12 protein-coding genes are annotated in these 13,137 nt (G+C 73.4%); 5 read left to right on the top strand and 7 right to left on the bottom strand.

The annotated features are described in order from the left end of the window. The first annotated feature begins 95 nt into the window (after positions 1-95). Complete coding sequence (locus HNR61_RS08705; protein WP_182842613.1) at positions 96-263, top strand: hypothetical protein; 168 nt, start codon at positions 96-98, stop codon at positions 261-263. On the opposite strand, the gene HNR61_RS08700 is transcribed toward HNR61_RS08705, so the two are convergent. After that, positions 260-1,219: a hypothetical protein gene (locus HNR61_RS08700; RefSeq protein ID WP_182842612.1), complete on the bottom strand. Its 960-nt coding sequence runs from the start codon at positions 1,217-1,219 to the stop codon at positions 260-262. The genes HNR61_RS08705 and HNR61_RS08700 overlap by 4 nt on opposite strands. 70 nt (positions 1,220-1,289) lie before the next feature. Beyond that, positions 1,290-1,715 (bottom strand): MarR family winged helix-turn-helix transcriptional regulator, encoded by a 426-nt coding sequence (locus HNR61_RS08695; protein ID WP_182842611.1) that lies wholly within the window; start codon positions 1,713-1,715, stop codon positions 1,290-1,292. Between the two features lie 66 nt (positions 1,716-1,781). Here HNR61_RS08695 and HNR61_RS08690 point away from each other — a divergent pair, with 66 nt between their 5' ends. Further along, a complete protein-coding gene (locus tag HNR61_RS08690) occupies positions 1,782-2,609 on the top strand; it encodes an MBL fold metallo-hydrolase (RefSeq protein ID WP_182842610.1) in 828 nt (275 codons plus the stop codon). A gap of 97 nt (positions 2,610-2,706) precedes the next feature. Then, on the top strand, positions 2,707-3,885 hold the full coding sequence (locus HNR61_RS08685; RefSeq protein ID WP_182842609.1) for an MFS transporter: 1,179 nt from the start codon (positions 2,707-2,709) through the stop codon (positions 3,883-3,885). A 56-nt stretch (positions 3,886-3,941) separates the two neighbouring features. Here HNR61_RS08685 and clpB read toward each other — a convergent pair whose 3' ends face one another. The 5 genes from clpB to dnaK all read right to left on the bottom strand — a co-directional run bounded on the left by clpB (position 3,942) and on the right by dnaK (position 10,971). Further along, on the bottom strand, positions 3,942-6,539 hold the full coding sequence (clpB, locus tag HNR61_RS08680; protein WP_182842608.1) for an ATP-dependent chaperone ClpB: 2,598 nt from the start codon (positions 6,537-6,539) through the stop codon (positions 3,942-3,944). Between the two features lie 30 nt (positions 6,540-6,569). Then, complete coding sequence (locus tag HNR61_RS08675) at positions 6,570-7,025, bottom strand: heat shock protein transcriptional repressor HspR (protein WP_182842607.1); 456 nt, start codon at positions 7,023-7,025, stop codon at positions 6,570-6,572. A 119-nt stretch (positions 7,026-7,144) separates the two neighbouring features. Further along, entirely contained in the window at positions 7,145-8,305 is a 1,161-nt protein-coding gene (gene dnaJ, locus HNR61_RS08670) for a molecular chaperone DnaJ (protein WP_182842606.1), read from the bottom strand. A gap of 103 nt (positions 8,306-8,408) precedes the next feature. After that, complete coding sequence (gene grpE / locus HNR61_RS08665) at positions 8,409-9,038, bottom strand: nucleotide exchange factor GrpE (protein ID WP_182842605.1); 630 nt, start codon at positions 9,036-9,038, stop codon at positions 8,409-8,411. 67 nt (positions 9,039-9,105) lie between these two features. Next, complete coding sequence (dnaK, locus tag HNR61_RS08660; protein WP_182842604.1) at positions 9,106-10,971, bottom strand: molecular chaperone DnaK; 1,866 nt, start codon at positions 10,969-10,971, stop codon at positions 9,106-9,108. A gap of 362 nt (positions 10,972-11,333) precedes the next feature. On the opposite strand from dnaK, the gene HNR61_RS08655 reads away from it, so the two are divergent. Further along, a complete protein-coding gene (locus tag HNR61_RS08655) occupies positions 11,334-11,924 on the top strand; it encodes an RNA polymerase sigma factor (RefSeq protein WP_182842603.1) in 591 nt (196 codons plus the stop codon). Then, positions 11,921-13,114, top strand: coding sequence for a CU044_5270 family protein (locus HNR61_RS08650; protein WP_182842602.1), 1,194 nt, complete (start codon positions 11,921-11,923; stop codon positions 13,112-13,114). Before HNR61_RS08655 ends, HNR61_RS08650 begins: the two co-directional genes overlap by 4 nt. The last annotated feature ends 23 nt before the right edge of the window (positions 13,115-13,137 follow it).

Raw genomic sequence — 13,137 nt, 5'->3', positions numbered from 1 at the left:
ACAGCCCCACCCCGGGTTGGGTAGGTGCGCCCATGTCGCCGCGGACCGCCGCTCCCTAGATTCGATCACACAGGGAACCGGGGAAGGGAGCGGGCATGGCGGTCCAGAACGACGTGGACGGGCGGCGGCCGTCGAGGTTGCGGCGTCGGGCGGCCATGGCGCTGGTCGTCGCCACGGGGGTGGCGGTCTCCGCGGTGATCCCGCAGCCGCCCGAGAACCCCGTCACCCGGATCACCCACTCGGCCATCGAGGCGACGCGCTAGCGGCCGGGCGGCCCGTACATGGCGTTCAGCGCCGCGCGGACCTCGGTCTCGGTGGCGGGGCGGGCGTTCAGCGCCGCGTCGCGGACCAGGGCGGCGGCGACGCCGTCGGTGGCGGAGGCGCGCACCAGCAGCGGCCCCCGCCGCAGCACGTACTCCCGCAGTCCGCAGGGGCAGCCCCACTCCGGCCTCCCGGCCATCGTGCCCGTGCGGCGCCACAGTCCCGGCCGTTCCTCGGCGCAGGACGGGCGCCCCGCCTCTCCCCGGTCGGTGACCAGGCGGGCGCGGCAGTCGGCGGCCGGGAACGTTCCGCGCTCCACCCGCACCGTGATGTGGTCGGCCCCGTAGTACGCCGGGGCGGGCGCGCCCGCCGCGACGGACCTGAGCGTCAGCTTCGGGGCCGTGATCACCGAGACGCTCTCGGGCCGGTAACCCGCCACCCGGGTGGTGAACAGCAGCTCGCGCGGCACGCCGAGCCGTTCCAGGTGGCCGGCGTAGGCGGTGGCGTCCTTCCGGTCGTCGATCACCGTGACCGCGCCCCCCACCACGGCGACGACCACCAGCAGCGTCGGCACCGCCGTCCACCACACCGCCAGCAGCGCCGCCGCCAGCGCGAACGGCAGCCCGCCCAGCACGGCGACGACCAGCTCGTTCTCGCCGAACGGGAGCTTCAGCGCGGAGTCGGCGTACGCGCCGGACCCCAGCCCGGCCGCGCCGCCGGCGAAGACCAGGACCGCCCAGAGCAGGCGCGTGCCCCGCGCGCGGGTCAGCGGTGAGGCGTCCGCCGTGACCGTGCCCGCGAACACCAGCCCGGCCACCCCGAGCACGGCCACCGCCAGCCCGATCAGCGGGGCGCCGAACAGGGCCATGACGAACGCCATGACCAGCATCCCGGTGAGCACCGAGCCGAACGCCCACACCCCGGCGAGCTGCACCAGAACGAGCTTCCATCGCGCCATGGGCCCACCCTGGCAGAGGCCGTGCCGGGGCGATTCGGGCGAAGTACTCAGTCCAGGCTGAGTACCCCGGTCAGCTTCCGGCCGTGCGGAGCAGCAGCCTGTGCAGCGTCTGCTGCTCGTCGGGGGAGAGCCCGGCGAGCGGGGAGTCCTCCATCAGCATGGTCAGCAGGCGTTCGCGCAGCTCGGTGCCCTTCTCGGTGAGCACGAGCCGCTTGGCGCGCCGGTCGGTGGGGTGCGGCTGCCGCGTGACCAGGCCCTGCTTCTCCAGCTTGTCGGCGACGAAGGTGGCGTTGGAGGGCTCGCAGCTCATCCGTTCGGCCAGCTCCCGCAGGCTCATCGGGCCGGTCAGCTCGCGCAGCGCGGTCGCCTGCGGCGCGGTCAGGCCGAGCGTGGCGGCCCGGACGCGGACATGGCCCTCGATCCGCTGGGAGAGCCCGTTCACCAGGCCGCACAGCTCGCGCTCGGCGACGGCCAGCTCCTCGCGATCAGGCGTCATGCACCAAGAGTACATCAAGCTGAAACAGTTGCAATTAGAATGATTCGAGTTGTAAGTTTCTCGGCCATGACGACGAACCGCCTCATCACCCCGTCCGGCCCGCGCACCCTGACCCTCGGCGACCTGAGGCTCACCTACGTCCCGGACGGCGACGTGCGGCTCAAGCCGCGCGGCTGGTTCCCCGCCAGCACCGACGCCGACTGGGCCGCCCGCCCCGAGTACCTCGCCGACGACGGCAACCTGGTCGCCAGCCTCGGCGGCCTGCTCGTCGAGCACGGCGACCGCGCGCTGCTCATCGACACCGGCTTCGGCCCCGTCACCATCCCCGACGACCCCGCCAACGCGCTGACCGGCGCGGTGCGCAGCGGAGCGCTCCCCGACTCGCTCGCCGCCCTGGGCCGCGCCCCCGCCGACGTCGAGGCCGTCGCGATCACCCACCTGCATCCCGACCACCTCGGCTGGCAGGACCGCTTCGCCACGGTCCTGGTCGCCGCGCCCGAGTGGGCCGACCGCGAGCACGCCATCGAGCACGGCACCCCCGCCGAGACCCTCGACGCCCTCGCCCCCCGCGTGCGCACCTTCACCGACGGCGAGGAGATCTTCCCCGGCGTCCGGACCCGGATCACCGCGGGGCACACCCCCGGGCACACCGTCTACGAGATCACCTCCGGCGGGCGGCGCCTGCTCGCGTTCGGCGACGCCCTGCACTCCCCGGCGCAGGCCACCCGCCCCGACTGGTCCGCCGCCGTCGACCACGACCCGGAGCTGGCCGCCAAGGAACGCGCCCTCCTGGTCGCCGAGCTCTCCGAGCCCGGCACGCTCGGCTTCGGCGTCCACTTCGCGGACGTGCCCTTCGGCCGCGTCCGCGACGGCCACTGGGAGCCGGTGGCGTGACCGCTTCGTCCCGGGCTTCCGTGTCGCGGGCCGCCGGGCCGCGACGCGGGGCCGCCGTTTCCGCCCGTGTCCGTGGCGGGGACCGGGAGAGCGCGGCATGACGGCCTTCGCCCTCCCCGCTCGCGCCGCGGGCCTCTGGCCCGCGGTGACGGCCGCCGCCCTCACCGCGACGGTCACCGTCACGCCCGGTTTCACGGTGGGCGCGTTCACCGCTCCCATCGCCGCCGACCTGCGCGTCTCCCGGCTGACGCTGGGGCTGGCGATGAGCGTCTTCTACGCCGCCACCGCGCTCGGCTCGCCGTTCGCCAAACGGCTGGCGGCCCGCCTCCCGGTGCCCACCGCGCTCACCGTCGCCGCCCTCGCGGCGTCGGCGACCCTGCTGGCCGTCTCCCTGGCGACCCACGCGGCGGTGCTGTTCGCGGCGCTGGCGGCGGGCGGCCTGACCAACGCCCTGGTGCAGCCCGCCGCCGGACGCGTGATCGCCGCCCGCGCCCCCGAGCACCGCCGCTCCCTGGCGTCGGGCCTGGTCGGCGCGGCCCTGGGGGCCGCCACCCTGATCCCCGGGATGCTGGTCGCGTTCGTCCTGCCCGCCCACGGCTGGCGCGCCGCGATGGCGGCCGCCGCCGTGATCGCCCTGCTCCCGGCGGCCCTCGCCCCGCTGACCCGCGTCCCGGCCGCCGCCCCGGCCGCGCCGCGACCGGGCGCCCCGGACCCCGCGAACGCCGGAGCGGGCCGGACGCTGCGGCTCTGGGCGGTCGCGGCGGCGCTGTCGGCGGCCGGGAACAACGCCGTCGCCACCTACTTCGTGACGCTCGCCGGCCACGCCGGGATCGCGGGCGCGGTCGCGGGGAACCTGCTGTCGCTCAGCGCGCTGCTCGCCATCGCCGTGCGGCTCGCCGCGGGCGGGCTCACCGACCGCGCGCCCCGGCACAACCCCGCCGTCATCGCCGCGATGATGGCCGCCGGGGCGGCCGGGCTCGCGCTCGTCGCCCTCGGGCACCCGGCGGCGTTCCTGGTGGGCGCGGTGCTGGCGTTCTCCGCCGGATGGGGGTGGACGGGGCTGCTGCTCGCCACCGTGATCCGGCTGCTGCCCGGCCGGGCCGAGAACGCCGGGCACACCGTCCAGGTCGGCGTGTTCTCCGGCGCGGCCGTCGCGCCGTTCGCGTTCGGCGCGCTGTCGGACGCGTTCGGCGCCGACGGCGCGGCGCTGGCGGCGGCGGGCGCCGGACTGGCCGCCGCCGTCCTCACCGTCCTCGGCGCGCGCACCGGCCGGTGACCGCGGAAGGGCCCCGGACGCGCCGTCCGGGGCCCCTTCCGGTCACTCGGTGAGGGTCACTTGGTGAGGGTCACCGTCCCCGCCGGGCCGACGGTCAGCCGGTCGGCGGCCTCGTCGAGGTCCACCACCACCTCCTCGCCGTCGCGGACCTTGCCCGACAGCAGCTCGCGGGCGAGCTGGTCGCCGATCGCGGTCTGCACCAGGCGGCGCAGCGGACGCGCGCCGTACAGCGGGTCGTAGCCGGTCAGCGCCAGCCACTCGCGCGCCGCCGGGGTGACCGTCAGCGTGAGCTGCCGGTCCGCCAGCCGCGCCGCCAGCCGGTCCACCTGGAGGTCCACGATCCGCGTCAGCTCGTCGGTCGACAGCGCGTCGAACAGGATCACGTCGTCCAGGCGGTTGAGGAACTCCGGCTTGAACGACGCCCGCACCGCGTTCATCACCGCCTCGCGCTTGGTCCCGTTCTCCAGCGTCGGATCGACCAGGAACTGCGACCCGATGTTGGAGGTCAGGATGAGGATCGTGTTGCGGAAGTCGACGGTGCGGCCCTGACCGTCGGTGAGACGGCCGTCGTCGAGCACCTGGAGGAGGATGTCGAAGACCTCCGGGTGGGCCTTCTCCACCTCGTCCAGCAGCACCACCGAGTACGGGCGGCGCCGGACGGACTCGGTGAGCTGGCCGCCCTCCTCGTAGCCGACGTAGCCGGGCGGCGCCCCGACCAGCCGGGCCACCGAGTGCTTCTCGGAGTACTCGCTCATGTCGATGCGGGTGGTGGCCCGCTCGTCGTCGAACAGGAACTCCGCCAGGGCCTTGGCCAGCTCGGTCTTGCCGACGCCGGTCGGGCCGAGGAACAGGAACGAGCCGGTCGGCCGGTCCGGGTCGGAGATCCCGGCGCGGGCGCGGCGCACCGCGTCCGACACCGCCTGCACGGCCGTCCGCTGGCCGATCAGGCGCCTGCCGAGCTCGTCCTCCATCCGCAGCAGCTTGGCGGTCTCGCCCTCCATCAGGCGGCCCGCCGGGATGCCGGTCCAGGACGCCACCACGTCGGCGACGTCGTCGGGGCCGACCTCCTCCTTGACCATCGCGTCGCGGTTCTCGGCCTGCGCCGACGCCTCCTCCAGCTGCTTCTCCAGCGTGGGGATCTCGCCGTAGGTCAGGCGGGCGGAGGTCTCCAGGTCGCCGTCGCGCTGGGCGCGCTCGGCCTCGCCGCGCAGCTGGTCGATGCGCTCCTTGAGCTCACCGACCCGGTTCAGCCCGGCCTTCTCCCGCTCCCAGCGGGCGACCAGCGCGTTCAGCTGCTCCTGCCGGTCGGCCAGGTCGCGGCGGAGCCGTTCCAGCCGCTGCTTGGAGGCCTCGTCGGTCTCCTTGGCGAGCGCCAGCTCCTCCATCTTCAGCCGGTCGACGGCGCGCTGGAGCTCGTCGATCTCGACCGGCCGCGAGTCGATCTCCATGCGGAGCCGGGACGCGGCCTCGTCCACCAGGTCGATCGCCTTGTCCGGCAGGAACCGCGCGGTGATGTACCGGTCCGACAGGGTGGCGGCGGCGACCAGCGCCGAGTCGTTGATCTGCACCTTGTGGTGCGCCTCGTAGCGGCCCTTCAGGCCGCGCAGGATCGCGATGGTGTCCTCGACCGACGGCTCCCCGACGAAGACCTGCTGGAACCGGCGCTCCAGGGCGGGGTCCTTCTCGATCCGCTCCCGGTACTCGTCCAGCGTCGTCGCGCCGATCATGCGCAGCTCGCCGCGCGCCAGCATCGGCTTGAGCATGTTCCCGGCGTCCATCGCGCCCTCGGCGCCACCGGCCCCGACGACGGTGTGCAGCTCGTCGATGAACGTGACGATCTGCCCGTTGCTCTGCTTGATCTCGGTCAGGACGGCCTTCAGCCGCTCCTCGAACTCGCCCCGGTACTTCGCCCCCGCGACCATCGCGCCGAGATCCAGGGAGACCAGCCGCTTGTTGCGCAGCGACTCGGGAACGTCCCCGGCCACGATCCGCTGGGCGAGGCCCTCCACGACGGCGGTCTTGCCGACGCCGGGCTCGCCGATCAGCACCGGGTTGTTCTTGGTGCGCCGCGACAGCACCTGCACCACGCGCCGGATCTCGGTGTCGCGCCCGATGACCGGGTCGAGCTTGCCCTCGCGGGCGGCGGCGGTCAGGTCGACGCCGTACTTCTCCAGCGCCTGGTAGGTCTCCTCGGGGTTCTCGCTGGTGACCTTCTGGTGGCCGCGGACCTTCTCGAACGCGTCCAGCAGCGCCTGCGGCGACGCGCCGTACCGCTTCAGCAGGTCCGCGACCGGACCGCCGTCGGCGGCCAGCCCCACCAGCAGGTGCTCGGTGGAGACGTACTCGTCCTGCAACTCCTCGGCGCGGTGCCCCGCGGTCGCCAGCACCCGGTTGAGCTGCCCGGAGAGCCGGGGCTCGGGAACGGTCGACCCGCTCGCCTTCGGGAACCGCGCGATCTGCTCCTCCACCTCGCGGCGCACCGCGTTCGGGTCCGCGCCGACCGCCTCCAGCAGCGGAACGGTCGTGCCCTCCGGCTGCGCCAGCAGCGCCGCCAGCAGGTGCGCGGGCTCGATCTGCGGATGCCCCTCGGAGGAGGCCCGCCGGATGGCGACGGTCACCGCCTCCCGGCTCTTCAACGTCAGCTTGGTGTCCATGTCCGTCAGCGCTCCCCGTGCGAAAGCCTTCTAGTCCCGGCGGCCGCGTTCGTGCCACACCACGACGCTGGTGCGGCGGATCGGCACCAGGTCGGTGCCCGCGGAGTCGCCGGAGTCCCCCCGCCGCCGCTGCTGCGCCAGCCGCGCCGCGACGGCCCGGGTCGATTCGAGTTCGTTGGCGAGGTCCTCCAGCGCGGCCCGCGTCTTGACCAGTTCCTCGGCGAGGCGGATGTTCTCGCGCTGGAGTTCGAGGATGTGCTTGATGCCCGCCAGGTTGATGCCCTCCTCCTGGGAGAGCCGCTGGATCTCGCGGAGCATCACGATGTCGCGCATGGAGTAGCGGCGCCCCCGCCCGGCGGTGCGGCCGGGCGAGACCAGGCCCATCCGGTCGTAGGTGCGCAGCGTCTGCGGGTGCAGTCCGGAGAGCTGCGCCGCCACCGAGATCACGTAGACGGGAGTGTCGTCGCCGAACGGGTCAGTGTCCATGGCTCGCTCCGCTCGCTGCTCGTCGGCGCCGGTCCGCGCCGTCTTCCCTCGTCGTCCTGGTCACCGCGCGCCCGGCGCCCGCCAGTCCGGACGACATGGCGCCGCCGAGCATCCGACCGCTACTCCTCTCGCGCCTGTTGCAGCAGGTCGGCGCGCAGGTCCGCGCCGTCCTCGGCCTTCCGCAGCGCCTCCAGCGCCTTGCGCGTCGTGTCGTCCAGCTTGCTCGGCACCTGCACGTCCACCGTGACGAGCAGGTCGCCCTTGGTGCCGTCGCGCCGGGTCGCGCCGCGTCCCTTCACCCGGAGGGTGCGGCCGTTCGGGGTCCCCTCCGGAAGCCGCAGCGTCACCGGCTGGCCCTGGAACGTCGGCACCTTCACCTCCGCGCCCAGCGCGGCCTCGGCGAACGTGACCGGCAGGGTCAGCGTCAGGTTGTCGCCGGAGCGGCCGAACACGCGGTGCGGCAGCACCTTGATGTTCACGTACAGGTCGCCCGCCGGGCCGCCGTTCTCGCCCGGCGCGCCCTTGCCCCGCAGGCGGATCTTCTGCCCGTTGGCCACGCCCGCCGGGATGCGGGCCTGGATGGTGCGGGTCCCGGTGGCCCGGCCGCTGCCGTGGCAGGTCGGACACGGGTCGTCGACGACCAGCCCCCGGCCGTGGCAGATGTGGCACGGCTCCTGGAACCCGAAGTTGCCGAGGTTGCGCGTCTCCTGCCCGGTGCCCTCGCAGCCCGGGCACACCCGCGGCACGGTCCCGGCCTTGGCGCCGGTGCCGTGGCAGGTGGGACACCCCGCCTCGCTGGTCAGCTTGATCGGAACGGTGACGCCGCTCAGCGCCCGGCCGAACGACAGCGTCACCTCGGTCTCCACGTCCGAGCCCCGGCGCGGGCGCCGGGTCCCGGTGGTGGTCCTGCCGGCGCGCCCGCCGAACAGCCCGCCGAACAGGTCTCCCAGCCTGTCCCCGGCGCCGCTCGCGGTGCCCCCGGTCTGCCCGAACAGGTCCCCCAGGTCGAAACCGAAGCCGCCGCCCTGGCCGCCGCGGAAACCACCCGGCATCGACCGCACCGCGTCGTACTCCTTGCGGCGCTTCTCGTCGGACAGGACGTCGTACGCCTCGGAGACCTCCTTGAACTTCTCCTCGGCCTCGCGGTCGCCCTTGTTGGCGTCCGGGTGGTACTGGCGCGCCAGCTTGCGGTAGGACTTCTTGATCTCGTCCTGCGAGGCCGTCTTCGAGACACCCAGGACCTTGTAGTAGTCCTTCTCCAGGTAGTCCTTGGTGCTCACTGTGCCCCGCTCTCTGCTGTCTCGGTCAGCGTCATGCCCGTACGTGTCGTACGTGCCCCGGGCGGCCCCCCGCCCACACGGGGAGGGACCGCCCGGGTCCGGATCACTCGCCCGTCGACCCGGTGGAGTCGGCGGACTCGGCGTTCGGGTCCGGCTCGGCGACCGCGACGCGGGCCGGACGCAGGACCCGTTCCCCGATGCGGTAACCGGGCTGCAGCACGGTCGCCACGCACGTCTCGGTCACGTCGGCCGAGTACGAGTGCATCAGCGCCTCGTGCACGGTGGGGTCGAAGGGCTCGCCCTCCGCCCCGAACCTCTCCAGGCCGAGCTTGCCGACCGTGGACTCCAGGGCCTCGCCGATCGACTTGAACCCGCCGACCAGCTCGTTGTGGTCCCGGGCGCGGCCGATGTCGTCGAGGATCGGCAGCAGTTCCTGGAGGACGTTGCCGATCGCCAGCTCCCGGATCGTGCCCTTGTCGCGCTCGACCCGCTTGCGGTAGTTGGAGTACTCCGCCTGGAGCCGCTGGAGGTCGGCGGTGCGCTCGGCCAGCTGTTCCTTGAGCGCGGCGGCCTCGCCGTCCGCGACGGGCCGCTCCCCGCCGGCCGGGGCCGCGGGAGCGGGCGTCTCCGCCTGCTCCCGGACTTGGCCGGTCTCGGGGTCGATGCGTCGCTTGTCGCGGATCACCGGGCCCTCACGCTCCTCGCCCTTTTCAGAGGAAGAGTCAGAGGTCACGACGCCTCCTCGCCTAGCGGCTCGTCACCGCGTGTCCTAAGGTGCTGTGTTCTCTGGTTCGCTTCGCTCACGAGGCACCACCCTTCGGCTTGTCCTCGTCCACGATCTCGGCGTCGACGACCTCGTCGTCCTTGGCGTCCTGCGCGTCGGCGGTCGGACCGCCGTCGGCGCTCGCCCCGGCGGCCTCGCCGCTCTGCTGGGCCTGGGCGTACATCGCCGCGCCCATCTTCTGGCTGACCTGCGCGAGCTTCTCGTTGGCGGTCTTGATCGCCTCGACGTCGGTGCCCTCCAGGGCCTTCTTGACGTCGGCGACCGCGGCCTCCACCTCGGACTTCAGCTCGGCCGGGACCTTGTCCTCGTTCTCCTTGAGGAACTTCTCGGTGCCGTAGGCGGCCGAGTCGGCCTGGTTGCGGACCTCGGCCTCCTCGCGGCGACGGCGGTCCTCCTCCGCGTACTGCTCGGCCTCGCGCATCATCTTCTCGATGTCGTCCTTCGGCAGCGCCGAGCCGCCGGTGATGACCATCGACTGCTCCTTGCCGGTGCCGAGGTCCTTGGCCGACACGTTGACGATGCCGTTGGCGTCGATGTCGAAGGTGACCTCGATCTGCGGGACGCCGCGCGGCGCCGGCGGCAGGCCGGTGAGCTGGAAGGTGCCGAGCTTCTTGTTGTACGCGGCGATCTCGCGCTCGCCCTGGTAGACCTGGATCTCCACGGACGGCTGGTTGTCGTCGGCGGTGGTGAACGTCTCCGACCGCTTGGTCGGGATCGTGGTGTTCCGCTCGATGATCTTGGTGAAGATGCCGCCCTTGGTCTCGATGCCCAGCGACAGCGGGGTCACGTCCAGCAGCAGGACGTCCTTGACCTCGCCCTTCAGGACGCCGGCCTGGAGGGAGGCGCCGATGGCGACGACCTCGTCGGGGTTGACGCCCTTGTTGGGCTCCTTGCCGCCGGTCAGCTCCTTGACCAGCTCGGACACCGCGGGCATGCGGGTGGAGCCGCCCACCATGACGACCTGGTCGATGTCCTTGACGGTGATCCCGGCGTCCTTGAGGACCTGGTTGAACGGGGCCTTGGTCCGCTCCAGCAGGTCGGCGGTCATGCGCTGGAACTCGGCGCGGGTGAGCTTCTCGTCCAGGTGCAGCGGGCCCTCGGCGGACGCGGTGATGTAGGGCAGGTTGATCTGCGTCTCGGTCGCGCCGGACAGCTCGATCTTCGCCTTCTCCGCGGCCTCGCGCAGCCGCTGCAGCGCCATCTTGTCCTTGGACAGGTCGACGCCGTTGGAGTTCTTGAACTTCTCCACCAGCCAGTCGACGACGGCGTTGTCCCAGTCGTCACCGCCGAGGTGGTTGTCGCCGGAGGTGGCCTTCACCTCGACCACGCCGTCGCCGACCTCCAGCAGGGAGACGTCGAAGGTGCCGCCGCCGAGGTCGAAGACCAGGATGGTGGCCTCGTTCTCCTTCTCCAGGTGGTAGGCCAGCGCCGCCGAGGTCGGCTCGTTGATGATGCGCAGGACGTTCAGGCCCGCGATCTGGCCGGCCTCCTTGGTGGCCTGCCGCTGGTGGTCGGAGAAGTACGCCGGAACGGTGATCACCGCGTCGGTGACCGGCTCGCCCAGGTAGGACTCGGCGTCCCGCTTGAGCTTCTGGAGCACGAACGCGCTGATCTGCTGCGGCGTGAACTCCTTGCCGTCGATGGTCGTCTTCCAGTCGGTGCCCATCTCGCGCTTGACCGAACGGATCGTCCGGTCCACGTTGGTCACCGCCTGGCGCTTGGCGACCTCGCCCACCAGGACCTCGCCGTTCTTGGCGAAGGCGACGACGGACGGCGTGGTCCGCGACCCCTCCGCGTTGGCGATGACCGTGGGCTCGCCGCCCTCCAGTACCGCGACGACCGAGTTGGTCGTCCCGAGGTCGATGCCGACCGCACGTGCCATGTCTCGTCCTCCGTCGAACTGATCGCTATCGGGATCCGGTCGCCGCCCCCGTGGGTTCGCGGCCGGTCGAGTCCTCTGCTGCTTCTCAGGTTGCCCCCTGGTCGATCTCTTGTCAAATGACTTGAGCCGACCGGACTCAACTTTGCTGCTGACCTCTACAACAGGACGTATGAGCGGTGTATTCCGGTTCCCGCGCGGGCCCGTCCGGCCGGGGTTTCGTCACACCGGAGGACCCGGCCTCGACCCAGGGGACGAGGCGTCCCCGACCCGCTCCCGGGGAAACACGGCGCGACCGTGAACACGCATCGGCGTTACGGATGAGAAGGGGGTGACCAGCCTCCTCACCGGAAGGACCCCCCTCCATGGACCAGAGCCGCCCGCCCGACGGCGACGTCGCGGCGATCGTGCGGTCGAGGCGCGAGCCCGAGGCGTTCGCCGAGGTCTTCCACCGCCACTTCGACGAGATCCACGGCTACATCGCGCGGCGCCTCGGCGCCGACGCCGCCGACGACCTGGCCGCCGAGACGTTCCTGGCCGCGTTCCGCCGCCGCGACCGCTTCGACCCCCGCCGGGGCCCGGTGCGGCCGTGGCTGTACGGCATCGCCACCAACGTGGTCGGCCTGCACCGCCGCGCCGAGCGCCGCCACTACCGGGCGCTGGCCAGGTCCCCGGCCGAGGGGCCCGCGCCCGGCCACGAGGAGCACGTCACCGGACGGGTGCGCGCCGGGGAGGTCGGCCGCGACCTGGCCCGCGCGCTCGCCCGGCTCCCGGCGGGCGACCGGGACGTGCTGCTGCTCGTCGCGCTCGCCGACCTGTCCTACGAGGAGGTCGCCGCCGCCCTGGACCTGAAGAAGGGAACGGTCGCCTCCCGGCTGAACCGGGCCCGCCGCGAACTCCGCGAGGCGCTGGGCGGGACCAACCCGATGCTGACCACCGAGGAGTCGCCCGCATGAACGAGATCGACCTGGTCCGCGACCTGCTGGACCCGCCGCCGCCCCCGTCCGGGGCCGTCCGCTCCCGCGCCCTGGCCCGGCTGGAGGAGGACATGTCCGGCGGGCGCCCCCGCCGCCTCGCCTTCGGGCCCCGGTTCCGGCTCGGGCTCGCCGGGCTGGTCGCCGCCGGAGCGGCCGCCGCCGTGGGCGTGGCCGCGCTCGGCGACGGCGCCCCGGCCGCGCCGCCCCGTCCCCAGGCCGTCGAGATGGACGCGCGGACCGTGCTGCTCGCCGCCGCCCGGCAGGCCGAGAAGGAACCGACGGGCCGCTACTGGCGCGTCCAGACGGTGGACGGATCGGCCTACCACGTCGGTCCGGCCGACGGCGGCTACACCGTGCTCGGCTACAGCTCCCACACCGACCGGTGGCAGGCGCGTTCGGACGCCGACCGGGACGTGACCTACGTCCGCGACCTGGGCGCCCGCCCCCTCGGCCCGCGGGACGAGGCCGCCTGGCGGAAGGCGGGCGGCCCGAAGACGTTCAAGGTGGTCTCCGGCGGGGAGCCGAGCGTCCTCAGCACGGTCCCCGGCCGCACCACCGGGGCCGCGCCGGCCTCCTGGACGCCCGAGATCGTCGTCACCCCGGCCCAGAAGCGCACGCGGAACGCCCGCTGGGCGAGGATCTGCGCCGGTCCCGACGAGCGGGCGAAGCGCCTGCTCGTGTTCAAGGGCGGGTGCCGGGAGGTCCCGAGCGACGCCGAACTCCGGAAGGTCGCGGGCGACCCCGGGAAGCTGCGCCGGGCCCTGTCGCCCTGGCTGGAGCCGGACGGGGTCCCCAGGGAGCGCGACACCTCCGCCCTCCGGCTGCGGCGGGCCGCCCGGCTGCTCACCTCCGAGGCGCTCTCCCCGAAGGTGCGGGCGGGGGTGTTCCGGCTGCTGGCCGACGAACCCGGGGTGCGCTCGATCGGCCGGGTCAGGGACCCGCGCGGACGCGAGGGCGTCGCCCTGGTCGCGCGCGGCGCGCCCGCGGAGGACGGCTCGGTCGACGACCACCAGCTGATCCTGGAGCCGGGGACCCACCGCATCCTGGCCGGCGTGGACGTGGTCGTCCGCCCCGGCGAGGCGGACCGGGGCATGCGCCCCGGCACGCTCCACGGCCAGCGGGTGGTCCTGTCGCTCGGCTGGACGAACGAGACCCCGCACCACCCCTGATCCGGACCGGATGGAAAGAAAAC

The sequence above is a fragment of the Actinomadura kijaniata genome (genome assembly GCF_014138665.1).
Lineage (GTDB): Bacteria > Actinomycetota > Actinomycetes > Streptosporangiales > Streptosporangiaceae > Spirillospora > Spirillospora kijaniata.
Note: the sequence above shows the minus strand (reverse complement) of the source record. Positions and strands in the feature narration are given on the sequence as shown.

Coding starts and splice junctions, on each gene's coding strand:
- HNR61_RS08695 (WP_182842611.1), bottom strand. CDS start 1,715: ATGACGCCTGATCGCGAGGAGCTGGCCGTCGCCGAGCGCGAGCTGTGC.
- clpB (WP_182842608.1), bottom strand. CDS start 6,539: ATGGACACCAAGCTGACGTTGAAGAGCCGGGAGGCGGTGACCGTCGCC.
- HNR61_RS08650 (WP_182842602.1), top strand. CDS start 11,921: ATGAACGAGATCGACCTGGTCCGCGACCTGCTGGACCCGCCGCCGCCC.
- HNR61_RS08690 (WP_182842610.1), top strand. CDS start 1,782: ATGACGACGAACCGCCTCATCACCCCGTCCGGCCCGCGCACCCTGACC.
- HNR61_RS08705 (WP_182842613.1), top strand. CDS start 96: ATGGCGGTCCAGAACGACGTGGACGGGCGGCGGCCGTCGAGGTTGCGG.
- HNR61_RS08685 (WP_182842609.1), top strand. CDS start 2,707: ATGACGGCCTTCGCCCTCCCCGCTCGCGCCGCGGGCCTCTGGCCCGCG.
- dnaK (WP_182842604.1), bottom strand. CDS start 10,971: ATGGCACGTGCGGTCGGCATCGACCTCGGGACGACCAACTCGGTCGTC.
- HNR61_RS08700 (WP_182842612.1), bottom strand. CDS start 1,219: ATGGCGCGATGGAAGCTCGTTCTGGTGCAGCTCGCCGGGGTGTGGGCG.
- HNR61_RS08675 (WP_182842607.1), bottom strand. CDS start 7,025: ATGGACACTGACCCGTTCGGCGACGACACTCCCGTCTACGTGATCTCG.
- HNR61_RS08655 (WP_182842603.1), top strand. CDS start 11,334: ATGGACCAGAGCCGCCCGCCCGACGGCGACGTCGCGGCGATCGTGCGG.